The sequence below is a fragment of the Clostridiisalibacter paucivorans DSM 22131 genome (assembly GCF_000620125.1).
Taxonomy (GTDB): Bacteria; Bacillota; Clostridia; order Tissierellales; family Clostridiisalibacteraceae; genus Clostridiisalibacter; species Clostridiisalibacter paucivorans.
In genome coordinates, this window is the sequence record NZ_JHVL01000052.1 from 1 (window position 1) to 25,816 (window position 25,816).

General features: G+C 28.4%; 23 protein-coding genes. 20 read left to right on the top strand and 3 right to left on the bottom strand.

Features of this window, described 5'->3' with window-relative positions; translation table 11 throughout:
• Positions 1-665: 665 nt before the first annotated feature.
• The 20 genes from Q326_RS0112520 (at position 666) to Q326_RS0112625 (ending at position 22,940) form a co-directional block, all read left to right on the top strand.
• Positions 666-1,352, top strand: coding sequence for a response regulator transcription factor (locus Q326_RS0112520; RefSeq protein WP_026895703.1), 687 nt, complete (start codon positions 666-668; stop codon positions 1,350-1,352).
• Between the two features lie 14 nt (positions 1,353-1,366).
• A complete protein-coding gene (locus Q326_RS0112525) occupies positions 1,367-2,611 on the top strand; it encodes a sensor histidine kinase (protein WP_026895704.1) in 1,245 nt (414 codons plus the stop codon).
• Between the two features lie 69 nt (positions 2,612-2,680).
• On the top strand, positions 2,681-3,355 hold the full coding sequence (locus Q326_RS0112530) for an ABC transporter ATP-binding protein (RefSeq protein WP_026895705.1): 675 nt from the start codon (positions 2,681-2,683) through the stop codon (positions 3,353-3,355).
• A gap of 5 nt (positions 3,356-3,360) precedes the next feature.
• On the top strand, positions 3,361-5,688 hold the full coding sequence (locus Q326_RS0112535) for an ABC transporter permease (RefSeq protein ID WP_026895706.1): 2,328 nt from the start codon (positions 3,361-3,363) through the stop codon (positions 5,686-5,688).
• A gap of 138 nt (positions 5,689-5,826) precedes the next feature.
• Positions 5,827-6,006 carry a hypothetical protein gene (locus Q326_RS0112540; RefSeq protein ID WP_026895707.1) on the top strand — a complete coding sequence of 60 codons (180 nt, stop codon included), beginning with the start codon at positions 5,827-5,829 and terminating at the stop codon, positions 6,004-6,006.
• Between the two features lie 597 nt (positions 6,007-6,603).
• Positions 6,604-8,115: a Cas10/Cmr2 second palm domain-containing protein gene (locus Q326_RS0112550; protein WP_026895708.1), complete on the top strand. Its 1,512-nt coding sequence runs from the start codon at positions 6,604-6,606 to the stop codon at positions 8,113-8,115.
• A gap of 16 nt (positions 8,116-8,131) precedes the next feature.
• Complete coding sequence (locus Q326_RS0112555; protein ID WP_026895709.1) at positions 8,132-8,857, top strand: RAMP superfamily CRISPR-associated protein; 726 nt, start codon at positions 8,132-8,134, stop codon at positions 8,855-8,857.
• On the top strand, positions 8,850-10,409 hold the full coding sequence (locus Q326_RS0112560) for an RAMP superfamily CRISPR-associated protein (protein ID WP_026895710.1): 1,560 nt from the start codon (positions 8,850-8,852) through the stop codon (positions 10,407-10,409). Before Q326_RS0112555 ends, Q326_RS0112560 begins: the two co-directional genes overlap by 8 nt.
• A complete protein-coding gene (locus tag Q326_RS0112565; protein ID WP_026895711.1) occupies positions 10,402-11,772 on the top strand; it encodes an RAMP superfamily CRISPR-associated protein in 1,371 nt (456 codons plus the stop codon). Before Q326_RS0112560 ends, Q326_RS0112565 begins: the two co-directional genes overlap by 8 nt.
• Positions 11,765-12,196 carry a hypothetical protein gene (locus Q326_RS0112570; protein WP_026895712.1) on the top strand — a complete coding sequence of 144 codons (432 nt, stop codon included), beginning with the start codon at positions 11,765-11,767 and terminating at the stop codon, positions 12,194-12,196. Before Q326_RS0112565 ends, Q326_RS0112570 begins: the two co-directional genes overlap by 8 nt.
• Positions 12,189-14,462 (top strand): TIGR03986 family type III CRISPR-associated RAMP protein, encoded by a 2,274-nt coding sequence (locus Q326_RS0112575; RefSeq protein WP_026895713.1) that lies wholly within the window; start codon positions 12,189-12,191, stop codon positions 14,460-14,462. Before Q326_RS0112570 ends, Q326_RS0112575 begins: the two co-directional genes overlap by 8 nt.
• Before the next feature lie 24 nt (positions 14,463-14,486).
• Complete coding sequence (locus Q326_RS0112580) at positions 14,487-15,341, top strand: NARF domain-containing protein (RefSeq protein ID WP_026895714.1); 855 nt, start codon at positions 14,487-14,489, stop codon at positions 15,339-15,341.
• Positions 15,342-16,586: 1,245 nt separating this feature from the next.
• Positions 16,587-17,921, top strand: a complete 1,335-nt coding sequence (locus Q326_RS18005) for a GGDEF domain-containing protein (protein ID WP_169733588.1) — start codon at positions 16,587-16,589, stop codon at positions 17,919-17,921.
• 227 nt (positions 17,922-18,148) lie between these two features.
• Positions 18,149-18,448, top strand: coding sequence for a hypothetical protein (locus Q326_RS0112595; RefSeq protein ID WP_026895715.1), 300 nt, complete (start codon positions 18,149-18,151; stop codon positions 18,446-18,448).
• A gap of 10 nt (positions 18,449-18,458) precedes the next feature.
• Positions 18,459-18,644, top strand: a complete 186-nt coding sequence (locus tag Q326_RS0112600; RefSeq protein ID WP_026895716.1) for a helix-turn-helix domain-containing protein — start codon at positions 18,459-18,461, stop codon at positions 18,642-18,644.
• 503 nt (positions 18,645-19,147) lie between these two features.
• Entirely contained in the window at positions 19,148-19,711 is a 564-nt protein-coding gene (locus Q326_RS0112605) for a hypothetical protein (RefSeq protein ID WP_026895717.1), read from the top strand.
• Positions 19,712-19,948: 237 nt separating this feature from the next.
• The gene (locus Q326_RS0112610; RefSeq protein ID WP_026895718.1) at positions 19,949-20,788 is read left to right on the top strand and encodes a DUF368 domain-containing protein; all 840 of its coding nucleotides are present in this window, start codon (positions 19,949-19,951) and stop codon (positions 20,786-20,788) included.
• Positions 20,789-20,812: 24 nt separating this feature from the next.
• Entirely contained in the window at positions 20,813-21,265 is a 453-nt protein-coding gene (locus tag Q326_RS0112615) for a secondary thiamine-phosphate synthase enzyme YjbQ (RefSeq protein ID WP_250160345.1), read from the top strand.
• A 44-nt stretch (positions 21,266-21,309) separates the two neighbouring features.
• Positions 21,310-21,963 (top strand): PAQR family membrane homeostasis protein TrhA, encoded by a 654-nt coding sequence (trhA, locus tag Q326_RS0112620; protein ID WP_034602201.1) that lies wholly within the window; start codon positions 21,310-21,312, stop codon positions 21,961-21,963.
• Positions 21,964-22,400: 437 nt separating this feature from the next.
• On the top strand, positions 22,401-22,940 hold the full coding sequence (locus tag Q326_RS0112625; protein WP_026895721.1) for a DUF5698 domain-containing protein: 540 nt from the start codon (positions 22,401-22,403) through the stop codon (positions 22,938-22,940).
• A gap of 152 nt (positions 22,941-23,092) precedes the next feature.
• Here Q326_RS0112625 and Q326_RS0112630 read toward each other — a convergent pair whose 3' ends face one another.
• Genes Q326_RS0112630 through Q326_RS0112640 form a run of 3 tightly spaced genes read right to left on the bottom strand, consistent with a single transcriptional unit; the run spans position 23,093 to position 25,517 of the window.
• A complete protein-coding gene (locus Q326_RS0112630; protein WP_026895722.1) occupies positions 23,093-24,424 on the bottom strand; it encodes an ABC transporter permease in 1,332 nt (443 codons plus the stop codon).
• Positions 24,414-25,094, bottom strand: a complete 681-nt coding sequence (locus tag Q326_RS0112635) for an ABC transporter ATP-binding protein (protein WP_026895723.1) — start codon at positions 25,092-25,094, stop codon at positions 24,414-24,416. The genes Q326_RS0112630 and Q326_RS0112635 overlap by 11 nt, the downstream gene beginning before the upstream one ends.
• 18 nt (positions 25,095-25,112) lie before the next feature.
• The gene (locus Q326_RS0112640) at positions 25,113-25,517 is read right to left on the bottom strand and encodes a hypothetical protein (RefSeq protein WP_026895724.1); all 405 of its coding nucleotides are present in this window, start codon (positions 25,515-25,517) and stop codon (positions 25,113-25,115) included.
• Positions 25,518-25,816 lie beyond the last annotated feature (299 nt).

Here is a 25,816-nt window from a genome sequence, read left to right on the forward strand (position 1 = left end):
GGAAAAAATCATTGCAGAGATGAAATTATTAAGTTTTGCCATAAATATAAAAAAATTAAGTAATAAAATGAAATCTAATAAACTGGGTTTCGTGAAATATAAAGAGGCAATTTAATTATAAAAAATAGAATAAATAGAATAAAACTTAAAAATATTTAAGTTTTGTTTGCTATACTTAAAATTAGGCTAAGAAAAATATATTTGAATTTATTGAAACTTAGGTACTTGAGTTGTTAACTTGAACATAATAAAAGAGGCGTTTCATAACTGATTAATCAGTTATGAAACAGCCCCTTTTTGCGTTTAAAGGAAAAGAAATAATGAAATTTTTATTATGAAAGGAGTTTCTAAAATGTACAAAGTGGTAGTAAATAGCAAGTCAAGATAGCCTTAAGATAGAGCAGTTAGCACACTTTGAATATTATCCTTTTAGATTATATGAAAGGGAAAGATTTAATGAGATGGTAGAGAGTAAAAAAGGTTATAGGATTGTTGACAACATTTTGTAATTAAGATATTTTGAAATAGGGGTATATTTTACTCCAAGAAAAGTGAGAAAAAAAGTCAAATTGGCATATATTATATAACAATGAGGAGAATAAACAAGACTTTGAAAGATTTGTGTAAACAATATTAAAATATAAAGAACAAAGGGGAATATAGAAATGAAAAAAATATTATTAGTTGAAGATGATTTAAATTTAATTGATGGATTAGAGTATTTTATCAAAAAAAATGGGTTTCATGTTGATATAGCAAGAACTGTTAAAGAAGCTTTTTCTCTTTATGAAGACCATAAATATGACCTACTAGTTTTGGATTTAGCGCTACCGGATGGTACAGGTTTTGAAATTTGCAAAAAAGTGAGACTTACATCAACTGTCCCCATTATATTTCTAACAGCTTCTGATGAGGAAGTAAATATCGTTATGGGATTAGATATTGGGGGAGATGATTATATAACAAAGCCATTTAAATTAAATGAATTAATTTCTAGAATAAAGGCATTACTTCGTAGAGCAAAAGATTTTCAAAAAGAGACTTCTACAGTGTCTTCAAATGGAGTTACTATTGAGTTTTTGAACAATCGTGCTTTAAAAAATGGGCAGATTCTAGAGCTAACTTTTGCTGAATATAAATTGCTTAGTTTGCTTATGAAAAATTCAAATATTGTTTTAACAAGACAAAAGATACTTGACAAACTATGGGATGGAGATGGTGATTTCATAGATGATAACACTCTTTCTGTGTATATACGCAGACTGCGCTGTAAAATTGAAGATGATCCCAACTATCCTAAAATGCTTCTCACTGTACGTGGTATTGGCTATAAATGGAATGTGGTTAAATAAGGAGTGTTTGATCTATGAATTTGCTTACAAACAAAGATATTCGTCATTTATTTTGGATGATTTTAGCTATTCTAACATTGGCTTTATTTTTTAGCTTAATTTTTTCGCAACTGATTGTTTACGATTTTAAAGTACAGATGCTTACTCATGATTATGAGGTTGCAGGATACCTGTTGGAGCGTGGATCAAAGCCATCTAATGTTTCTGCTGTATTTGCAGCTAGAAAAACAGAAGAAGAACTTTTGTCCGGGAAAAATTTTTTGCAGTCATTAGGATATAAAGCAGATATTAATAACCAGTTGTTACCAGATACAAATACATTTATCTTAAAGTATCGTTTATATTCTACTTTATTTGTGGTTATATTTGGAATATCCATTATAATTATTTTTTTTCTATATTTTAAACGTCAGCAAAATACGATTGAAAAAGCTAATACTGCTATTAACACTTTCATGAATGGTGATGCTACAGCACGAATTGATAGTGATAAAGAAGGAAGCTTATATAAATTATTTGATTCCATTAATTCAATAATTACTTCTCTGAATGCACATGTTGAAGTGGAAAAACATACCAAGGAGTTTTTAAAAAATTTGATAGCAGATATTTCTCATCAGTTAAAAACACCTCTTGCTGCTTTAAAAATGTACAACGAAATCATACAAGAAGAAATTAACAATGAAGAAATAGTGAAAAATTTCACAGTTAAAATGGAAAGTTCTATAGAACGTATGGAAATTTTGATACGAAATCTTTTAAAAATTACAAAACTGGATACAGGAACAATCGTACTGAATAAAAAAGAAGAAAATATTCGTTCAATTGTAAAAGAGAGTATTTCCAGTCTTGAAACTAGAGCTGTAAAGGAGCAGAAAAGCATTACTCTAAACGGCTCAGATAATGCTGTCCTATATTGTGATGAGGATTGGCTGATAGAAGCCATAGGAAACCTTGTTAAGAATGCACTAGATCACATGGGAGCAGGGGAAAAAGTCGAAATTTTATGGGAAGAAACTTCTGTTATTACAAAAATAATCATTAAAGATAATGGTAGCGGTATTCATCCAGAGGATATACATTATATATTTAAACGCTTTTATCGAAGTCGATTTTCACAGAATACACATGGTGTGGGACTAGGGTTGTCTTTGGCAAAGTCAATAGTAGAAGCGCATAATGGTACTATTACTGTAGACAGCACATTGGGAAAGGGGAGTTTTTTTGCACTTAACTTTTTGAAGCTTACAAATATGTAATCCAAAATTCACCTGAGAGTAAGGTACATATGATATTTTGGTGTTAGTAACAAGAAAGGTGGTATAAAAATGAATATATTAGAAGTGAAAAATTTATGTAAAACTTTCGGAAGTGGAGACACCAAAGTAGAGGCACTTAAAAATGTATCATTTTCAGTTTCAAAAGGTGAATTTGTTGCTGTGATTGGAGAATCTGGCTCTGGAAAGAGTACACTATTGAATTCAATTGGTGCATTAGATACTCCTACTTCAGGCAAGGTTTTTATTGATGGAAAAGATATTTTTACTATGAAAGAAGAAAAATTAGCAATTTTTCGCCGACGAAATATTGGTTTTATTTTTCAGGCTTATAATTTAATTCCAGAACTTAACTTAGAGCAAAATATCATTTTTCCTTTACTTTTGGACTATCAAAAACCAGATGCTGCATATGTTGAGGAAATCTTAGAGGTGCTAGGTCTTAAGAGTAGGCGGAATCACTTACCCAGTCAGCTTTCTGGTGGACAGCAGCAGCGTGTTGCAATAGGGCGAGCACTTATTACCCGTCCTACGCTGATTTTAGCTGATGAGCCAACTGGAAATCTTGATAGTAAAAACAGCAAAGAGGTTATTTCTTTGCTAAAAGCTGCTGCTCTTAGGTATAAACAGACTATTTTGATGATTACCCACAATCAAAATATAGCTTCTGCTGCTGACCGTGTATTACAGGTTTCAGATGGTGTGCTAACTGATTTGGGGGTGTAGAGAGAATGAAAAGTTATCTTGATTTAGTTGGAGAATCCGCAAAGGTACATAAGAAAAAAAATCGAAATACAATTATATGTATTGCAATTGCTGTATGTCTGGTCACTGCAATTTTTGGTATGGCTGATATGGAGGTTCGAACTAGAAAGATAGGTGCTATCAAAGAATATGGCAATTTTCATGTTAACATCAAGAACATAGACGACGAAACTGCAAGATTGATTAGTAACCGTGCTGATGTGGCGGTTTCAGGTTGGATTCATGGGGTTCATAATGGTATGCTAAAAGAAAAGCCACTAGTCGTGCTAGGTGGTGAAGAAGCTATTTGTTATGAAATGGGTATTGATATTGAGAAAGGACATTTTCCCAAGAAGGTTGATGAAGCCTTACTTGATAGACAAGCCATGAAGCAGTTTGACATCTCTCTGGGAGATATAGTTTCTGTAACTCTATCCGAAGGAAGAACTGATAAGTATACTATCGTTGGTGTTTATAGAGACTTTGCAAATCTTAAGAGAAAAGATAGTCATGGATTGATTTTATCAAATAAAAGAATACGAGAAATTGCAGGAAATACAGATGGTAGTAGTTACTATGTTCAGTTTAAAAAAGGTGCCAATATGCGAAATGCCATTGATGAGATCAAGGCAAAATTTCAACTAATAGATAAACAGGTTTCTGAAAACATTTTTCTTTTGGCTTTAGTTGGTCATAGCCGTGATAGTTATATGGTGAAGCTTTATATGATTGCAGCTGTTTTGTTTGTGCTGGTACTAATTGCTGGAGTTTTGATGATTGCAAGTAGTTTTAATATGAGTATTCTTGAACGTGTACAATTTTTTGGAATGTTACGTTGTCTTGGAGCATCTAAAAGGCAGGTCAAAAGGTTTGTACTGCTAGAAGGTATCAATTTTAGTCTTAAAGGTATTCCAATAGGATTATTGATAGGAACAATTATAGTTTGGATGTCTTCAGGGTTTTTAAAATATGTAAACCCTACCTATTTTAGTGACATGCCTTTGTTTGCTATCAGTTGGCCCAGTATAATTACAGGAATTGTTGTAGGCTTTTTGACAGTAATACTTTCATCACTTTCACCATGCAAAAAAGCATCTAAAGTTTCTCCACTTAGTGCAGTAACTGGAAATACTAATCAAAGCAATGTACCACAGTCTAAAACAGCAGCTAAGACTAAACATGTGAGGGTGGATATTGCTATGGGGATTCATCATGCTTTTTCTAGTAGAAAAAATATTTTACTTATGACTGGTTCTTTTGGCATAAGTATTATTCTGTTTTTATCCTTTAGTGTACTGGTAAACTTTATGCATCAGGGATTAAAACCGCTAAGACCTTATACTCCTGATGTTTCTATTGTCAGTAAAGATAACACCTGTTCATTGGATATGAACTTACTTAATGAGCTGAAGGAAAACTCAAAGATAAAGCATGCTTATGGTCGTATGTTTGCATATAATATACCCATAACAAGTAAGCATTGCAGCAGTAAGATTAATCTAATCTCTTATGAGGAAAATCAATTTGCTTGTGCAGAGAAACAATTAACTCAGGGAAGCATTGATAAGGTGGAAGAAGGAACGGATAGTGCTTTGATTGTTTATTCGGAAGATTTCACTTTGGAGCTAGAAGATTCCATTACCTTAAAACTTCCTTCAGGAGAAAAAAAGATAAAAATTGGGGGGATATTATCTGATAGTCCATTTGACAGTACTTCTGGAACACAAACTGTAATCTGCTCAGAAAAACTATTTCGAGAGTTAATTGGAGAAAGAGGATATACAATTATTGATATGCAACTTGAAAAAGGTGCAAATGATGAGACAGTTTCCTGGATACGAAGTTTAACAACATCGCAAATGCAGCTTTCGGATCAGCGACAAAGCAATGAGGAAGGTAAGGCTGTATTTTATTCTTTTGCAATCTTTATCTATGGATTTTTATTGCTTATTGCATCTATCACAGTTTTTAATATTATAAATAGTATAAATATGAGTGTTACAGGGCGAATGAATCAATATGGTGTAATGCGGGCAGTAGGCATGTCTGGAAAGCAGCTTCAGCGCTTGATACTTGCTGAATCTGGAACTTATGTAATTTGTGGGTGTTTGCTGGGGTGTGTTTTGGGATTACCTCTGCACCGACTTATTTTTAATTCGATGATTACTTCACGTTGGGGTCTTGAATGGCAGTTTCCATTTACTGCACTTGCTGTAATTATTGTACTTTCTGTTGTGGCTACATTTTTATCTGTCATAGGACCAGTGAAAAAAATAAATAAAATGGATGTTGTAAATGTTATAAATGCACAATAGTGTGCCCCATACTGTGGTGGAAATATATTTGTTTTCCCTAATTTAATTATTAACACTATTTTAAAATAGTATCCTATATTAGATTAAATAATATTAATAATTTGATGTTTTTATTTGTTTTTAGGTTGTACTAAAGTTATGTTTAACAGCAAAATAGAAGAAGAAACAGAAAGAGTAGTTGCCATAGCAGATATGGTGATAAATGACATAGGATTAAAGATATCAATAGAGAAAACAAAATTTGTTAGTTTCAATGATGAAAATTTTGATTTCCTTGGATTCACCTTTAAGCACTGGAGGAAAAGGAAGAATGGATAGATGTATTAAATCCAATAATAAGAGGAAAAATGAACTATTATCTAAATATATTAAAGGATGCCAAAGCAAATGAAGAGTATAGGTGCATTTTAAAGACATTCAGTAAGGAATTGCATGTAGTAGATTCATATGTTAGGTGAAGACTTAGGGGGAAAAATTCATGCCAAAGAACAGGATGGTTTATGACCTAGAAATGGAACAATGAGTACTTTGTAAAAATAGGGTTGATACTCTGTCATTGCTTATACTACAAAAAGATGTGGGGACATATTCTAGAAAGGTACTTAGAGAAAATAACAGCCAAAAGCAAAGCTAAATTGGAAGAGAAAATAAAGAAACAAAAGAAAAAGGTCAAGAGTATTATACTCCTGACCGCGTTGCCAAAATAAATGGTGAAAAAGCTATGCTTGATAAGGTGGTAGATAAGTAAATAGTTATTATACTTCATTTTACCTGAAAACAGCATAACTAATATAGAAAAAAATGATAATAATTGTCGAATAGGGTAAATAAATATATTGATAATTTTACTAATGAAGGAAATATATATATATTTGTAGAAATACATATTAACAACTAAAAAATGGAGTGAAGTTTATGAGTAAAATTTTTGTATTTATTGATGTATCTAAGAAACAAGAATTTATATTTAAAAGTAACAAATTAAAGGATAATCTGAAGAATTCATATATAATTAAGTCTATAACTGAATATGATGATTCAGAAAATTATAATGATATGAAAGTAAGCTTAAATGAATTTATAAAAAGATACGAAGCAAAAAAAGTTTTTTGTGGTGGGGGAAATAGCATAATTGGATTTATAGATAATGATAAGGCTAAAAAGTTTATTAGAGAATATTCTAGAAAAGTCTTAGAAACGTATCCTGATTTAGAGTTATATATAAGCAAAATTGAAAGGGAAAATGATGGTGAATTTTCTATTGAAGACAAAAAATTCTTATCTCATAAAGCTAATAAACTTAAAGAAAAAAGAAGAAGTAGATACGAAAAAATATCATTTGGAGTAGAAAAATTAGATGGAGAAACTGGATTTCCAATCCACGTCAAAGAAGATTCAATTCATTGCGATAAAGTAATTATTAATAAAGCTAAAAAAAACCTTAAGTCTATCTTAAATTTGTCAAAGGAAGCATCTATAGAGATAACATCTGAATTAGGAGACTATAAGGGTAAGGATAAAATGAGTTACATTGGAATTATTAGCTTAGATGGTAATGGAATGGGAAAACTTGTAGACAGTTGTCAAAGCATAAAAGAGTTACATAATTTAAGTAATGATATTAGAGATATTTATTATCAGTCTATATCAGAATATCTTGAAAAATTAAGCGAATATAATAATGAGAATATAAAGAAATATATTACTCCAATAATATCTGCTGGAGACGATTTGTGTTTAATACTTGATGGAAGAATTGCAATAGATGCTGCAGCTAATATTATAAAAAATATAAAGAAAAAGTCAAAGGAAAGTGAAATTATTAAGAAAAAAATGCCTAATGGATTAACAACTTGTGCGGGGATTGCTATAGTTAAAGCAGGATACCCATTTTTCGATGGATATAGGGAAGCAGAAAAATTATGTAAAAAATCTAAGATATATTTACATAAGATAAAGGATGATAAGGAATATTTATCTTTTATGGACTGGAAAATTGTACAAGGGAGCAATATAGAATCTGGGGATTTTATAGAGAATATAAAAGAAAAGGATGAAATATATCATATAAAGCCTTTGATTATTGATGATATTAAAAGTTATTTTAAGGAAGATAAAGAAGCATATATATTTTCATACTTAGATTTTAAAGAATTGAAGAAAGATATGGAAGATATGATTTTAAATAAAAAAATAAGTAAGTCTACTTTGAAAAAACTACAAGAAAGTTTTTATGATGGATATGAAAGCTATAAAATTGATATTGATAATAGGAGAAAAGAGTATACAGAGGAATTATTCTCAGCTATTTCAAAAACTTTTTCAAGTAATAATGACTATGGGGTAATAGAAACTTCGACCAAGGAGCGTATATATATTCTAAATGATATTATAGATGCTTTTAACTTTTTAATTACAATAGATTAAATTAGGGGTTGGTAAAATGAATAAATATTTATTGAAAATCACTTTGAAATCTGAGGCTATTTTCAATAGTGGGGAAGAGGAGCAGAATTTAGTAAATGATAAGGTTCTTGCAGATGAATTGGGATTTGTATATTTTCATGGAAAGACACTAAAGGGTCAACTCAGAAAGAAAGCAAAGTGGATAGAAGAAAAAATAGAAAAAATAAAGGGAAAAGAAGGAGTAAAGCCATTTAAGCAATCTATTATAAAGTTATTTGGAAGTGAGTTTGGTGGGGGCAAAGAACAGCTTGAAGAAAGTAGCCAAATAGTAATACCCAGTCAGAGGGGAATAATGACAATTACAAATTTGGAATTACCAAAAAATATTAGAGATTATTTTAAAAATATTAATGATTATAAAGATGAAGATTATAAAATAACACCCTATGATATGATAAAGGCTCAAACCCAAAAAAGAACTAGAATACAAATAAAAGAATCTGGAACAGTTGAAAATGGCATGATGATGACATATCATACCGTTAAAGATGGGTTAGTTTTTTATAGTGAAATTGGTTTTTTAGAAAGGATAGATTTTAAAGATTTAATTTCCTTAAATATTGTAGTAAAGTCCCTTGATAGTATAGGTTCATCTATAAATCGTGGAAGGGGAAAAATAAAGGCAGAGCTTTTAAATGAAAATTGCAAGTTAATTAAGGAAATTGAAAATGTTGATTGTTTGGAGGTGTTGTTAGGTGAATAAATACATAGTATTACAAATAGAAAATTTACAGCCCTTAAAAATTGGAGCAAGGGGAGTACAAAACCAAATGGAAAATTCAAAATCATACATTCCAGGATCTACAATAAGGGGTGCAGCAATTTCCAGTCTGATAAATAGATTAAAATTGGACAGTAATTTATGCAGTATTAGTAATGGAAAAAGCTATAAAAAAAAGCTATTGGAGGATATGAAATTTTATAATGGATATCCTTTTTATGATGAAAAATTATTTATACCTACTCCTACTCACCTCAGAACAAACAAGCATAACTTTAGAGAGGCAATGATAAAAAAATCTGAAGAGTTGTTTAAACTTGGAAATTTATTAGATAATGAAAAGCAAATAAATACATTTCCCATTTCTTTTATTTCAATTAATGAGAATTTAAAGCTTAATCATATTGAAATAAAAAAGGAATTAAGGTTACACCATAATAAATCTAAAAACAGAGACAATCTTTTTAGATATGAAGCAATAAAAAATGGACATGTTTTTACAGCTATTATAAAAGCCGATGAAGAAATAGGTGAAATATTAGGTGGGATTTTAAAGAAAAATGAAAAATGGTATTTAGGAGGTTCTAAAGGTTCAGGATATGGATTATGTAAAGTTGATTTTGTAGGTACATATGATAAATATAGTGAAGTAAAAAATAATATTGGATTAAAATACACAACTAAATCAGGAAAAAAACTAATATTAACCTGTTTATCTGATTGTATTTTAAGGGATGAGAGTGGCAATCCTACTAATCATATTGTTGAAATTCAATTGCAAAAAATACTTAAAGGAAAAAAAATTAAGTTTGAAAGAATAATTGCTAACCAGGGATATTCTGAAGGATACAATATGAAATGGGGAGCAAGGTATCCAAAGGAAAGCACAGTTAAAGCTGGGTCTATTATGGTTTATAATTGTGAGGATGAGATTTCAAAGGAAGATTTATTAAGGATAGATGAGCATCTTTTTGGCATGAGAACTACAGATGGATATGGTTGGATTGCTGGAAATATTGATTATCCTAAAGAAATAAATCTTAATGCTAAAGAATTTAGTAGTGAAAGAAATGATGAAGATTTTGAAAAGGATATAAATATAAAGGATGTAGAAGGTTCTGAAACATTTAATATTATAGTTAATGGGCTTTATGATGCCAAGGAAAAATGGCTTAGACATATTTTTATTCAAGAAAGAAAAAAAGAAGATAATCCAATAAATGTTAATATTGAAAAGGATAGTCATAAGCAAAATATTATACAAATTATGGAGAAGGGAAAAATTAATATAGAAAACATATTAAATAGAGAGTATATGAAGGATAAGGAAAAATTTAGCATTAATAACAACTCTTTTTTAGATATATATAATTATTATTATGGAGATAAACAAAACGATTATTTAAAAAATTACATAGATACAAAATTAAATTCTAAAAAAGGAAATTTATTCTATAAAGATATGGATGGAAAGGAATTTTTAAAGGATTTAGTAATTGTATCCTTAAATATAGGAGGTGGAAGTGTTGAATAAAATAATTAAATATAGGTTCAATATAGAGGCCATTACACCTGTATATTTTGGGAGTGAAGAAAAGGGAGAGTTTTTAAAAAACTCCTATGGAAATCCATTTATTACTGGAAACTCAATTGGAGGAGCTATAAGAAGCTTTTTAGAAAAGTATATGGGAAATAAAGAAAATATAATAGAAGTTCTAGGTGGAGAAGCTGTTAATGAAGAAAAACTTGACTTTATAGAAAGTAATGCTATTATTACCGATGGAATAATAGCAGGAAGTAAGGAAGATATTTGTATAAAGGAAGGTACAAGGATTAATAGAAGAACTTCTACAGCTGATGATGGAAGCAAATATGAATTTGAATACCTGGATATTGGAACTAGGATATCCTTTGAAATAGAAATGGAATGTAATGATGAAAATGAAATAAAATTTAAAACCATTATAAAGGATATAACTAATGGAATAAGTGATAAAAAGCTTACTCTAGGAGGACAAGTTACCAACGGTTTTGGTCAATTCAAGATAAATCAAATAGAAAAAAAGGAATTTAATTTAGATAGTATTGAGGGATTAAAGGAATATATATTTAAAAGAAATGATAATAATTTACATTGGAAAAAAGTAAATGTTAATAATAATGCTAGTATAGATAATTGTGAAGAAATAAAATTTATACTGAAGGGAGGATTTCCCTATGGAGTATATCAAAATTATGATTATGATATAGAAAAGAATTTTAAGCTTAGTGGAATACAAAGGGGAAATAAAGGCTATTATATTCCAGCTTCAAGCATTAAGGGTCTTATGAAAAGTGAAATAGAAAAATTGTATAATTCATTAGGAGTATGTTCAGAGGATTATGTATTGAAACTATTTGGTGGACAAAATAGTATTGGAAGAATAATATTTAAAGACATTATTCTTAATAATGCTAATGAAATAGAAGTATTTTATCCTAAGAAAATAGATGGAAAGTCTAAAGAAGAAGATAAATATCCTACATATAATAAGGTAGATAGATTAGTGGGAAGCTCTTATACAAATGCACTATTTAAGCAAAGAGAAATAGAAGGACAAGCTTTAATTGAGCTTAGTTTAAATAATTTTGTAGATAATAAAGAATTCGTATATCCTATTTTGACTATTTTAAGAAATATAGGCTTAGGGTTAATTCCTATAGGAGGAAGGACTTCTGTTGGGCTTGGTGAGTTTGAGGCTGAGGAAATGAAAGTTACTATAAAAGATTATGAGGTTAAAATAGATTTTAATATAGATTCAAGATCAATAGAAATAAAAGAAGATAAAGAAAAATTAGATGATTTTAGAAAGGCTTTTAAGAAAAGTTTGGAAAAAGGATGGGTAAAAAATGATTAATATATTAGGAGATCATATAAGAGATTGGGAAAATGAAAGGGAAATAAATTATTTAATCCATAGGTATAGTGACGTTTTATTGGATAAAGCAAATTCTATTGATGAAATTGAAAGAAGGTTGAATAAAAATTGTGACGATGAAGAATTTGAAATCATTGAAGCTAGATTTTTTAACAGCAAAAAAGAGTTGTTTATATATAAATATGAAGATGATTGGAATAGAATATTGACATTACATGGTGAAGATGGAAAAGAAGAAAAAAGAGAATATTTTGACAGAGAATATTTATTAGAAAAAAAATTTAAAAAGAAAGATAAATACAATTCCATAAAAGTAAGGAAATATGTGGCATATGATGATGATTTAGCCTATGTAAAAAATACTTGTCTATTAGATTTGGTAAAGGGGGATAAAAATGGCTAAAATTAAGAGAAATAATAACAATAATAAAATTAAATTAAAGGATCTTCATTATAATTTTATTTCATTTCCTAAAGAGTGGTATTATCCATATAGAATAAAGAATTCAGAAGAATTTTCTTTACCAAACCATAATGATAAAAATCCTAGAGTTTTTAAAAATAGCGGTTATATTGAATATACAATAAAAACAAAAGGAAAGCTCACTACTGATTTTAGGAAGAATTCTAATAATGAGATTTTTATTAGGGGTAGTGAAATTAGGGGACGCATAAGAAATAATTTGGAAATATTGAGTTTTAGCTATCCTGAATTTATAGATGATAAGAAGATATTATATAGAGACTTTGCTTCTAAAAATAAAACGATAAAAGATGAATATAAAGAAACAATGGGAATAGAGGGGAGTAAGAAGATAAATGAAGTTGTAAAGGTTGGATATTTACAAAAGATAGGCAATAAATATTATATATATCCAGCAGAGAAATTGTATAATAAAAATTTTCTTACTGTTGATGAGTACAAATTAGTTAATAGACATAAAAGTTTAAAATTAGAACATAATCACAAGATGTATAAATGGAGTGATACTTCTAAATTAGAGAAAATAGATAACTTGAAAGAAGAAGAAGAATCCTTAAGTATAAATATTAAAAGATTGAGGAAAAGTACTGGGTTATTCAAAAATGAAGAGTTTAATAAAAAATTGAAAAAAGCTTATTGTAACAATAAAAATAAATGGCACTCAAAGGATATTGAAGAAAGTGTAAAAAACCTAAAAGAAATCCTAGGCAAACAAGTGTTTTGTGATTTGGATAATTCCGATGAAATAAAGCTTAAAAATCTTTATTTAGAAAGGACAGAAAAGAAATTAAAAATTGAAAAGTTGTGGAAGAATGTCAAAAGAAATATAAAATTTAAGCCATATGAGAAAAATGTAGCCTACAGCCTTAATGAAAATGGTGGGATAGTGGAAATAAAGAATCCTGATGGAAATCATGGTGGAGAAAAGTTAAAGCAAGGAGTTTTGTATTGTAGTAACAATGTAAACAGCAAAAAGAAACATTATCTTATAGGAGAAAGACAGTTTGAGGATAAAATAAAAGTTGATGATAAATTAATAAATGCCTATAATGATAACTTAAAAAAATTTAAAGTGGTGATGAAGGATAAAGACTCACAAGAAAGTAAGGAATATAATAAAAGAATAAAGGACTTTTATAATATTTTTTCTGAAGAAAATGAAGGAAGTAACGGAAAAGTAGTATTTTATTTGCCAAATGAAGAAGGAGAAAAAGCAATTAATATTGGCAGAACCCCTTATATGAAGGTATTATATAAAAATTCTATAAAAGATATTATAAACAAGTTAAATCCTAAGGATAAAACAAGTGAGTATAATATTAGCTATGCCGAGTCTATATTTGGATTTACTGGAAAGGGTGAGGATAAGAGACAGGCATACAAATCTAGGGTAAGATTTTCAAATGCTGTTGTTAAAGGGAAACCAAAATTTAATGAAGAAAAATTTTTCTTACCGCAACCTCAAGCTAGTGCCTTTGCTATGTATTTAAAACAGGATAGAGTGCGTCATCCCAAAGATATAAAATCCTATGCCCATAGTATAGATGATATTGAGCTAAGGGGTTATAAGTTTTATAAGATTAGGGAAAAAGAGAAGGTTTTTAGATATAGTGAAGAATATAAGGATATGGTTTCAATTAAGAAAGTATTACATCCAGAAAGTGAAATAAAGGGGAAAGTATATTTTAATAATCTTACAGATACAGAGTTAGGCATGTTATTAATAAGCTTAGATATTTCCCTTTTAGATAGTGATAATGAAGAATATTACGAACTATTTGGTGGAGCTAAGGCTTATGGATATGGAAAATCTATTGTTAATATAAATAATGTTTATTTAGAACAGAAATTAAAGATTAGAGCTTTAGATGATTTGGGATATAAATTTTTAAAGGATTTTAGTAAATTTATAGATGCATATAAGAATAAAATGAAAAAATTTCTAGAACAAAATAAAGAAACAATAAATGAATATAAGTTAAGCAAAAAAATAATAAAGGATATTGAAAATGAAGAGCACTATTTAGATTATATAAATAAAAAAAATAAAGAAAAGAAAAATTTTGCTTATGATCAACATGAGGTATTAAGACCATTAAAGAATTTTAAAGACTATTCGGATTTAATGGTTATGTCTAAGGATTATTTACATAAAACTTTAAACAAGAAATTTAAAGTAAGGTAAAAAAATTAAATAGGAGAGATATTTATGCATAAAAGTTGTCCTTGTTATAGTCTATGGGGATTTATTAAGAAAAATTTTAAGTTTATAATTTTATTATTATTAGTTTTGGTTTTTAGTATATATAATATATATAGTATAAAATCTATGGAAAGAGAAGTAAAAGATACAATTAATGAATATGATGCGACTATGGAAGATATAAATACTAAAATAGAGGAAAAGGATCAGGAATTAATAAATGAATTTTATAAATTAAGGCTTGATTGGACGAATGAAAAAATTGCACTTGAAACTAAGAAGGGTGAGGTTGGTAGGGATATATATAGGATATATATTTATGGAGGAGTATTTATAATGTTAGGAAGTTTAGGTATCTGGACAAGATTAAAACAAATAATAGAAAAAATTGTAGAGGATTTTACTGGTGAAGACATTCGTACTATACAGAGCATTATGAATGAACATAAGAAGGAAGTTAAGATTAAGAAAAGCAGTAGAATATTGATGTTAGCTGAAGAAAATGAAATTAATCAACAAACTAAGCTTTTTTTATATAATATGGGTTTTAAGCATATTACAACAAAAAATATTAATAATAAATCTTCTGAAGAAGACTATGATTTAATATTTATAAATAATGAAGATGGTAATATTGCAAAACAAGACAAAGATCTAGAAAGAGAAGTAGGAAATATAGTAAAAAAATATGGTAAGGATACTTTATACTTTTACTATAACAAGAATATAAGATTAGATTTACATTATGATGGTATTAAGAAAAATTTTGCAAATAGTGAATTTACCTTATATGAGCGCTTAATAGAGACTTTATGGGCTTATGATAAGCTATCATTTACTGTAAAAACTACAGCAGAATGAAGTAATTGTTAGACTAAAAATCATAAAAACATTTTTAAAAGGTAATCTGTCGTGAATCATTACATCAGTAAGGCAAACTCTAAAAAGTCAACGACAGTTTGTTTTTTGAAACTTTATAGTAATTTCATTAGAAAAGAAAAAGATGTTATTAATTACCATATACTAGTTGCCTCGTCTTGCTAAGGAAAGAACGGGTATATCAGTTTTATTTGTGAATGAAAATAAGGAAATTGAAGAAGTCAAGTGATTTTTAAGTCCGTATCTTTAAAGATATGGACTTTTATAGATATTGTAATGAGCTGATAAATTGCAGATAACAAAAAATTAATAATAGAATGTCTAAAAGAACTTTATAAAACAGCACTATCCAAGCAGAAATCTCAAGACTATTATGAAGGAAAACATATTATTTTGAAAGACTATGCTATACAGGATTAAAGAAACTCAAATGTTTTTTGGAATATTAGACAATAATGTAATTTATATAAGATATCATGGATATGAAGATTTAACAGATAATTTTAAAGAAATCTACAATAAAGTAAGAAATTTTGAGTAATAGGGATACAATGATAGTAACAATATCTTAAAGTTGAATATTCTCATCTCAAAGATAAAAATATAGCTCTTAGTGATGCTTTTATCTCAATAGTCATAGTGTTGTGGCAGGCTTTTTGGAAACTTTACAAAATGAGGATACTATAGAACGAAGTAGAGCGTAACTCTACTTCTCATATGAATTTTTAAATTATTTTGCTGATTGTTAAATGCATAAGTATAAATAATTTAATATTTTAAAATATTGGACAAGGGATACTAGACTGTGTTGAGAAATATTAAATTATACTATAGAATTATAATAGAATACATTACTTTATGAACTTACTAGTAAATTTAAGGGGCTTGTTTAGCAATCAACAATCAAGACTATATATGGATATACATAACAAAAGGCAATTAACAGATGATGTTAAAGAAATAATTAAGAGTCTAGCATAACAGTAATCCATTCCCCCCCTTGTCCCGGTAGGTAAGTAGACAAGTTGTGAGATTACAATTGATATAAATGACCAAATATCAAAAGGGAGAAAAGGAGAAATGAAAAAGAAAATAGAGACTAAGCTGAAATTTATTCTTGTTATTAAAAACTCAACCTACTTCATTTTAATAGTTACAATGCTATTAATGTTTTCAACACATGTATATTCAGTTGAAATTGATACAAGTGAAGAAGCTCTTCTTTTCGTGGGCAACGAAAAAATTGCTCCTATTATTTATAAAGAAAACAATAAAGTCAAAGGGGTAGTTGTGGACATCGTAAAAGAACTAGGTAAAAAAATTGGGCGCAGTGTGAAAGTTGAAGCTATGAACTGGGAAAAAGCTCAAAATAAAGTACTGTCAGGAGAAGCAGATGCATTACTTCAAATCAATCCAAGTCCAGAAAGAGAAAAATTGTACGATTTTTCATCTGAATTATTAAAATCTGAATTTTCAATATTTAAAAAAGCTAAGAATATAAACATTAATGATATATATGATTTAAATGATAAAAGGGTGGGCATCGAATCAGTAGGATATCCATTCTACTTATTGGAAAAATATAACAATACCGATATAGTAATTATACCGGACTGGATTTCTGGCTTTGAAATGATAGATTCTGGTGCATTAGATGCATTAGTTGTTGATAGATGGATCGGCGAATATGAGTTAGCTAAGAGTAAAGTTAGTGAAATACAAGTTATAGAGCAACCTATAGAAATCATGTATTCTCGTATAGCTGTAAGAGAAGGTAACGAAGAACTTTTAAATCTGATTAATAAGGGATTAGAAGAAATGAAAAATGATGGCACGATGGATCAAATATTAAGCCAGTGGAGAGGAAAAAAAGTTGTCTATTTTACGGAAGAAGAACTAAGAAGAGTTTTTTACTATACAGTGCTTGGTATCCTTATTTTAATTATATTAGGTGCTATACTTCTAGTACTAAAACTTCGAAGAATAAATCGACAGCTTGAATTAAAGGTAACAGAAAGAACAAAAGAACTATATGAAGTAAATGAACAATTAAGAAAAATGTCCATGATAGATGGACTTACTAATATATCTAATAGAAGGTGTTTTGATGATTTCTTCAAGAAAACTTGGAGAACTTGTTTAAGAAAAAAGCTACCTTTATCTCTAATTGTATTAGATATTGATTGTTTCAAACAATATAATGATAATTATGGACATCTTGCAGGTGATTATTGTTTGAAAAGCATTGCCAATATCCTAAAAACTTCTGTGAAATGCCAAGAAGATGCAGTTGCACGTTTTGGTGGAGAGGAATTTATAGTTATGTTATTTAATACACCAGAAGAAGGTGCAATGATGTTTGCTGAAGATATAAGAAAGAGGATAGAAAAATCAGTCATTATTTATGAAGATAATAAGACCAGTGTTACTGCCAGTTTAGGAGTTGCTACAATAATTCCAAATGAAGATTTAAATTCCATTGATTTAATAGAATTTGCTGATCAAGCAATGTATCAAGCCAAAAATACTGGACGGAACAAAACCATAATGGCAAACTTATAAGTGACAAGGGGATGGAGATGCTATCCCACTCCTGTGGGATAATTCACCATAAGATGGTTTTATGCTTAGGTCTGGTGTCAATGTACGACTATTGAAAAGGCCTTATTTAGCAACTGTTTTTATATATGTCTATTACTTATAATATTTATATGAAATATAAATATTATAAAGTGTATATTGATGAACATCTTGGTTTTAAATATTTTTAAAAAGAAGGAGGATTATTAGTGATTAAGAAATTTTTAATATTACTGTTGGTGATGCCTTTAATTATTTTTACTGTTAGCGATGTACAAGGATTAGCAATAGAATCTGATGAAAAACTAAAAATTGAGCTTAATGAAGAATTTTTAGATGAGACGGAGATAAGACCAACTAAATTATTGGAACCAATATTAGATACTACAATAGAGCCAATTGAACTACTAGAACCGATATTAGACCCTAAGATAAAACCAGTTGAACTGTTAGGGCCTGAATCTAGTGAAGAAACAAAATTAGATGGGTTAATTAGACGTACAAAATAGGTGGAAATCTATGAATAAAGCATATAGATTTAGAATATATACAAACGATGTTCAAAAGAATCTGATAGAAAGTACATTTGGATGTATTAGATTTGTATATAATTACGTCCTAAATCAGAGAATTGAAACATATAGAACTGAAAGAAAGAGTATAGGATATATAAACAACAAAACCAGCTTATATCTGAGAATATAATACATTTAATTTATATAAAACCAAAACTAAATATAAAAAACCATAAGAGGCTAAGTTTTTAGGTCAGTTTAAATGACTAAATAAATTTAGCCTCTTTTTTGATACATAACGACATCATTATTATTTTCTCAAGGCATGTGGAAATACATTAGAAATGAGTAGATTTTTGGCTTTTTAAAATAGAAAATAGGTTTTTTTAGTAAAGTCTATAAATTACAAATAAGTTAATAATTTTAAAATATTGGTAAACAATCCTTTATAAAATTCTAGATATTAGTCGATCAGTATATTATAAATAGTTCATGGATGTTATTGCGTTTAAATATAGCGATGGTATTTTTCTGTATACTAATAAAGTATGTAAAAAGAAATTTGACAAATATAATTTAGGAGGAATATAGTATTAGGTAGAATTATAATATATCGTAAAGGAAAATTAAACATATATTATAATTCAACTGTTTTGAGTATATCTGGACTGTAAAACTAGATAAGGAGGTATTATGCTAATATTTGTTAAAAAAATATTAAGAGTACTCATAATTATATACATACTCACATGTATTATTATTTATTTTTCTTATGATAATATTATTAGCAAGATTGGCAACAACGAAATAATTTATAGTTCATTTCAAGGAGATAAGTATATAGTCTTTTTAGATAAGGAAACTGTAAATTTTGTTGAGATAGAAGATCTATACATAGATATTTTTGGATTATCTAAAATACCATTAGTAGCTGATAAAATTATATATAATTTGGAACAACCCAAAAAATCAACAAGAAGATATAATGATGACCACAAAACATATCTTTTGTACGATGAAAATAATTTGTTACCCAATGGAATAGTTCTTAGAGGGAAAAAATTGAGTAGTCCATATGGGATTATTGAAAGCACAAATGTATATTTTGGTGTTAGCAAAGACAAGTTGGAGAATGAATTAAGCATAGTACAAATGGAAAAGTATTATTCAGAGGCATTAAATGAGGATTATTATATATTTATGTTTGAAAGTGAAAAACAGATAGAAATTGATGAATTATGCAATTTGAGCTTTTGATATATAAGTGGACAGTTGTAAATAAATCAAATGAAATTAGTGAAATAATATCATTCAATGAGTATTTTAATTCTTCAACCATATATACTGAACGTAATAAGGAGATCATTTCATCAAAAAAGTGGTATAATACTAGACAGTTAACAGCTGTTATGAGATGATTAAACTTTTAATTGAATTATAAAAAATAATAAGATAAAATGATGTAAAATTAAAATTTTGAGGTGAAAAAGCTATATGATAAAAAATATATTAGGTGGTATGGCAATTGGTATGGCTAATATGATTCCAGGGGTCAGTGGCGGGACAATTATGGTTCTTTTAGGTTTATTTGATAAGATGATTAAAAGTATATCTAATATTACTAAGGTAAGTAATCCTCAAAGAAAAAAGGATATTTTTTTCTTGTTTCAGATACTAATAGGTGCAGCTGTAGGGTTGGTTGTTTTTGCAAATATTATAGATTGGATATTTAAGCATTATCCGATCCAGACTGTATTTTGGTTTATAGGCCTTATAGTGCAGAGTATACCATTCGTAATGAAGAAAGAATTAAAAGGATATAAGGTATCATGGTTAACAATTATTTTAGGTATTTTAACAGTTTTACTAATTGTTTATTATAATCCTGGGGAACAAGTAATAGAGATAAATGCATATCCTCAAGTTACCCTTATGTTTTTGATTAAGCTAATATTTATTGGAATTATTATAGGAGGTACTATGATTTTACCTGGGGTAAGTGGCTCAATGATCTTGTTAATTATAGGTCAATATTATTTATTTAAAACATATGTAGCCAATATATTAACTTTGAAATTGGTTATTCTTATTCCATTGTTTTTCATAGGAATTGGTATAATGCTAGGGATAGTATTGATTTCAAAATCAACGCGATATTTATTAGAAAATCATCGTCGAGTTACTGTTAGTTTTATCTTAGGTCTTATTATAGCTTCTGCATTTGTATTAATTCCAAAGGATATTACATATGATTGGATGGAGATTCTAACTGCAGCATTAGCTTTTCTATTTGGAACTGTTGTTGTATTGGGGATTGAAAAGCTAGATGGGTAGAGTAGTTATACTGAATTTTGATATATGGAACTTAGAATAAATTTAAAAGAAGAAGGTATGAGAATGGGCACTAATTTAGTTAAATTTTCAATTTTCACAAAAAAACTTCAACAATTTATAGATATCACAGATTTTATTGACGAGGCAGTGATACAATCAAAAGTTCAAAATGGCATTGCAGTGATTTATTGTCCTCATACTACAGGGGGGATAACAATCAATGAAAATGCCGATCCAGATGTAGTAAAAGATATGATTAGAGCTCTTAATAAGATATTTCCAATAGAGGGCGATTATAGACATTTTGAAGGGAATTCTCATGCACATTTAAAATCTTCATATATGGGTGTACAAAAGACGATTATTATAAATGAAGGTAAACCTCTTTTAGGAACTTGGCAAGGTGTATATTTCTGTGAATTTGATGGACCAAGAAAAAGGGAAGTATTTATTAAAATTATAGAAGATAAAAAATAATTATCTGAAAATATATGAGTATAAAGGTATTTTGGAGGCGTGAGATGAATAAGTTTAAGAAAATAATTGTTAGAAAGCACTTTTCTCTTGGAGAAGAACTTGCTCACTCTATTTCTCATGGAATCGGGATGCTATTAGGAATTACAGCTTTGATTTTATTTGCAATAAAAAGCAAAAAAGTTAATAATACCTTATATACAGTCAGTATGATGATATATTCAATTTCACTTATTATACTTTATGCTAATTCCATGTTTTACCATGCATTTCCAGAGGGAAAAGTAAAGAATATATTTGAACGGTTGGACCATTCCTCTGTTTATTTATTAATTGCTGGAACATACACACCATTGTGTTTGATTGTAATCGGTGGCATGAAGGGGTTAGTAGTTTGTAGTATTCTATGGGGGATTGCTATATTTGGTGTTATTCTTAAAGCAATATGGATTGAAAAATTTGTTAAAATACATGTCCTTATATATCTAACAATGGGGTGGATTATTATTTTCTTTGTAGGGACTATTTTTAAAACATTAACCTCAATAGGATTTATATTATTATTTTTAGGGGGATTGTTTTATAGTATTGGTGTTTTGTTCTTTGTATTTAGTTGGTTCAAATATCATCACTTTGTATGGCATCTCTTTGTACTTGCTGGAAGCATATTACTTTTTTTCTCTATATATATTTATATATAAATGATATGTTTTATTTTAAGAATAGAGGTAGTTAGAAAACAAAAAAACTTGTCAAGAATCTAAGTATATGTTATAATATAAAAATTAGTCATTTGTTATGTAAAACTAATTAATGTATAGCTAGATTATTTTTTTCAATAATTTTATCGTTAGTTTCAAAACTGTTATGAAGATACTTTTCAATATGAATTATTAAAATGAATAATTACATGGTTAATTCTCACTGATTCTGCGAATATATTTTAGCAATATAAGATACTTATATTTTGCAATCATTGAGTTTAATTGTGGATTTATTAAATATACTGATTATTTGCTAACATATTGCTATGTTAGCTTTTTTGTTGAACAATACTTATATATATGACAAACAATATATTAATAAATTTATTTAATTATATTAATGGATGATTAGAAAACTAAAAGGAGGTGTTTTAATGACACAGAGTATAATATTAACACTTATCGGATTGTTTTTGGTAACGGCACTGACTAATATCTTAGCAACATTAAAAAGTATATTACTTGCAAAGAATATTATGAATCCAGTATATTTCTTAGTATTTATAGATGCTATCATTTTTGCAACAGTCCTTGGGAAAGTAACTAATTCAAAAGGTTTCCATTTTGCAATTGCATATGCATTGGGAAAAACACTAGGGGTTTTTATTGGTGGTAAAATCGAAGAACGACTTGCTTTAGGAATTTTGGAAGTAGATATATTTTTCAATAACAAGGGCAAGATGATTGAGATAGCAGAAAAGCTTAGAGAAGCAGGATATACAGTTAATAATTTCTTAGCAAGAGGAAATAATGGTGATAGAAGATATAAGGTAGAGGTAGTTATAAAAAGAAAAGAGTTCAAAATACTAGGAGATATCATGTATGAGTGTGGTGTAACAGACCCAACTTTAAAGATCAAGAATTTGAATAAAGTTGGAGGTAAAATAACTACTACAAAAATAAAAGTCACCTAATCTAAAGTATAGCATTGCAGTTAGGATTAAAGGAATAGTGAATTTGAAAATTTAGAGTTTAAAAAGGATAATGTGATTTTTCAAGAAAAGTAAAGGAGCATAAAAGTTCAACTTTCATGCTCCTTTATCTATTCACTATTTTAAAGTGGTTATTATTCGTGTTTAATAGCTTCAATAGGGTCAAGTTTTGCAGCCCTTGATGATGGATAAAGTCCTGCGAGTATAGTAACAATAATGGAAAATAATATTGTAATTATACAGATTGATACTGGTGATATGAAAATATCTTTTAGAAACTCTACATCTTCTATACCCTTTGATTTTAACATCATTATCGATATACTCTTAACTAACTGAATATTTATTATTGAAAAGATAGTTCCTAAAATACCTCCAAGAAATCCAATTGTTCCAGATTCTACAAGAAAAATTGATTTAATATCACTACTTGAAGCCCCTACAGCTTTCATAACTCCTATTGATCTTGTTCTTTCATAAATTGCCATAAACATTGTATTTATAACACCTAGAGAAGCAACTAAAAGAATAATAACGCCACCAATTGCCAAAAAGGTTTTTATAACTGTGAATATTAGTTTTATAATTTCTGCAATGCCTTCCATTGAAAAAGTATCGTACCCAAGTTCTTTTTTTATATAATTATTAATATTTTTTACATCTTGTGCATTTTTAACATTAACAGATACATTCGAAGGACCTGTTATTTCATATACATATTTATCGTTTCTATTTAAAAACTTATTTACTTTATCAGAAACTACTATACTTGTGAATAAACTTTCTGAAGAATCGACTTTACCATTTACAACTCCAACAATTTTTACCCTTGTTATTAATGGCTCTTCTTTGATTCCACTCTGACTTCTGTCTGATATAATATCGATTTCTTTTCCTAAGATTTCATCTGGCTTATTAAAATCAAATTTTTTCATCAGAGATTCAGTCACTACAGCTTCATGGGACTTAGGGTTTTTAATTAAATTTCCTCCTAGTAAGAGTGGCAAATTTTCATCGTTCTCTTTTTTTCTTGCAGATTGTAAAGTTAGATCTGAATACACATTATAATTCGTATCTATTCCGCTAAAGCCATTTATTTCAACCCTTTTTTCTCCAATTCTCAATTCTTTGGCATCAGCACTAACTTCAACTACTAAATCCTTTACTTCTTTCCTATTTGCAATTTTTTTCAATACATTCTCCGTAATAACTTTGTAGTCAGATTTCAAATTATTATCATCATCTTTTTTGGAGTTTTCATACTCCTGTGGTAATAATGAGATTATATTTACAGTATTAAATTCTTCTAAAGAATTAATAATTAGATTTTCAACACCTTTTCCCAGGGATAACATGGTTATAATTAACATAACACCAATTGAAATTGCAAATGATGTTAAAAAAGTTCGAGCTCTTCTTTTACGTAAATTTGAAAATGCCATTATTATATATTCTTTAATTTTCATTTTTTCTTACCTTCTTTATCTTTCCATCTTTTATTGTGATTACAAATTTTGCCTCGTTTGCTTGTTCAACATTATGGGTAACCATTATTACGGTGTATCCCTTATTGTTTAAATCCTTTAGAAGTTGCATTATTTGTGCACCTGAATTAGAATCTAAATTTCCTGTTGGTTCATCTGCAAATATAATTTTAGGATTGTTTACCAGAGCTCGTGCAATAGCTACCCGCTGTCTTTGTCCTCCTGATAGCTCAGTTGGTTTATTATTTAACTTATTTGACAGTCCAACCATATCTAATGATTTTTTTGCCATTTCTATTCTTTTATGTTTAGAAACTCCAGAAAAAATCAAAGGCATCATTACATTTTCCAGAGCACTCTGAGTTGGTTCAAGATTAAAATTTTGAAAAATGAACCCTGTATATTGACTTCTATATTTAGCCATTTTTTTGTCTCTAAATTGACTTATATCATTGCCTTCAATTAAAACATTTCCTTTGGTTGGTTTGTCTAATCCACCCATAATATGCATAAGCGTTGATTTTCCAGATCCAGAAGGGCCAACAATAGATACAAAATCACCTAAATTGATATTTAAATCAATATTATCTAAAGCATAAAACTCTTCTTTACCCATTTGATAAATTTTACTAATATGCTTAAGTTCTATCATTTTATTTATTCCTTTCATTTATTTTTTAAAAACATGTCTTCTATTATATAGTAAAACAAACAATATTATTGGGAATACCAAATCAAATAGCAAAGGCTTTATCTGGAAACTATTTTGTACAGCCAACATAGTGAAATTGATTAAACTAATGGAAAAATATAAATACATTCCAATTTTATTCTTATTCAAAATAAGAATTAATCCCAAGATGGCAAGAATTGATAAACATACTGTTATTATTATTTGCTGATTTGAAATAGCATTCATAATATTATTTGCACCTATTTTTTCTAACCATAAGCCAATATCTTCTTTTTTAAGTAATACGATTATTACTAATAACAATTGAAAAAACTTTCTAATTAGCTCAAGAATAGATATTACTGTAATACCAACACCCAATTTTTCATTGTTTGTAGTCATTTTAACATTCCTTTCTTTTTTGATTTTTTGATGAGGTACTCGCTTTAGAACTTAGAGTATAATTTTAGTAGGCAAAAAGGACAAAAAATAAAAAAGATGCCTTAAGGCATCTTTCATATACATGCATCATCCAATATAATAGTATCTGCGAAGAAAACTAGAAAGTTAGGTGATTACATGTATAAGATAAGTTTAAAGGAAATGGATATAAATTTCAAGGATTTAGAGAAAAGGATTTATGAATTTGTTTGCCGTCAGGCATGTGAAATAATCACAGAGCTACTTAATCAACTAGATGA

Excerpts from the sequence above, each read along its gene's own strand:
- Q326_RS0112635 (WP_026895723.1), bottom strand. The coding sequence starts at position 25,094 with ATGATAGAACTTAAGCATATTAGTAAAATTTATCAAATGGGTAAAGAA.
- Q326_RS0112550 (WP_026895708.1), top strand. The coding sequence starts at position 6,604 with ATGAGTAAAATTTTTGTATTTATTGATGTATCTAAGAAACAAGAATTT.
- Q326_RS0112525 (WP_026895704.1), top strand. The coding sequence starts at position 1,367 with ATGAATTTGCTTACAAACAAAGATATTCGTCATTTATTTTGGATGATT.
- Q326_RS0112535 (WP_026895706.1), top strand. The coding sequence starts at position 3,361 with ATGAAAAGTTATCTTGATTTAGTTGGAGAATCCGCAAAGGTACATAAG.
- Q326_RS0112610 (WP_026895718.1), top strand. The coding sequence starts at position 19,949 with ATGATAAAAAATATATTAGGTGGTATGGCAATTGGTATGGCTAATATG.
- Q326_RS0112520 (WP_026895703.1), top strand. The coding sequence starts at position 666 with ATGAAAAAAATATTATTAGTTGAAGATGATTTAAATTTAATTGATGGA.
- Q326_RS0112570 (WP_026895712.1), top strand. The coding sequence starts at position 11,765 with ATGATTAATATATTAGGAGATCATATAAGAGATTGGGAAAATGAAAGG.
- Q326_RS0112625 (WP_026895721.1), top strand. The coding sequence starts at position 22,401 with ATGACACAGAGTATAATATTAACACTTATCGGATTGTTTTTGGTAACG.
- Q326_RS0112605 (WP_026895717.1), top strand. The coding sequence starts at position 19,148 with ATGCTAATATTTGTTAAAAAAATATTAAGAGTACTCATAATTATATAC.
- Q326_RS0112540 (WP_026895707.1), top strand. The coding sequence starts at position 5,827 with ATGTTTAACAGCAAAATAGAAGAAGAAACAGAAAGAGTAGTTGCCATA.
- Q326_RS0112615 (WP_250160345.1), top strand. The coding sequence starts at position 20,813 with ATGGAACTTAGAATAAATTTAAAAGAAGAAGGTATGAGAATGGGCACT.
- Q326_RS0112580 (WP_026895714.1), top strand. The coding sequence starts at position 14,487 with ATGCATAAAAGTTGTCCTTGTTATAGTCTATGGGGATTTATTAAGAAA.
- Q326_RS0112555 (WP_026895709.1), top strand. The coding sequence starts at position 8,132 with ATGAATAAATATTTATTGAAAATCACTTTGAAATCTGAGGCTATTTTC.
- Q326_RS0112600 (WP_026895716.1), top strand. The coding sequence starts at position 18,459 with ATGAATAAAGCATATAGATTTAGAATATATACAAACGATGTTCAAAAG.
- trhA (WP_034602201.1), top strand. The coding sequence starts at position 21,310 with ATGAATAAGTTTAAGAAAATAATTGTTAGAAAGCACTTTTCTCTTGGA.
- Q326_RS0112640 (WP_026895724.1), bottom strand. The coding sequence starts at position 25,517 with ATGACTACAAACAATGAAAAATTGGGTGTTGGTATTACAGTAATATCT.
- Q326_RS0112575 (WP_026895713.1), top strand. The coding sequence starts at position 12,189 with ATGGCTAAAATTAAGAGAAATAATAACAATAATAAAATTAAATTAAAG.
- Q326_RS0112530 (WP_026895705.1), top strand. The coding sequence starts at position 2,681 with ATGAATATATTAGAAGTGAAAAATTTATGTAAAACTTTCGGAAGTGGA.
- Q326_RS0112630 (WP_026895722.1), bottom strand. The coding sequence starts at position 24,424 with ATGAAAATTAAAGAATATATAATAATGGCATTTTCAAATTTACGTAAA.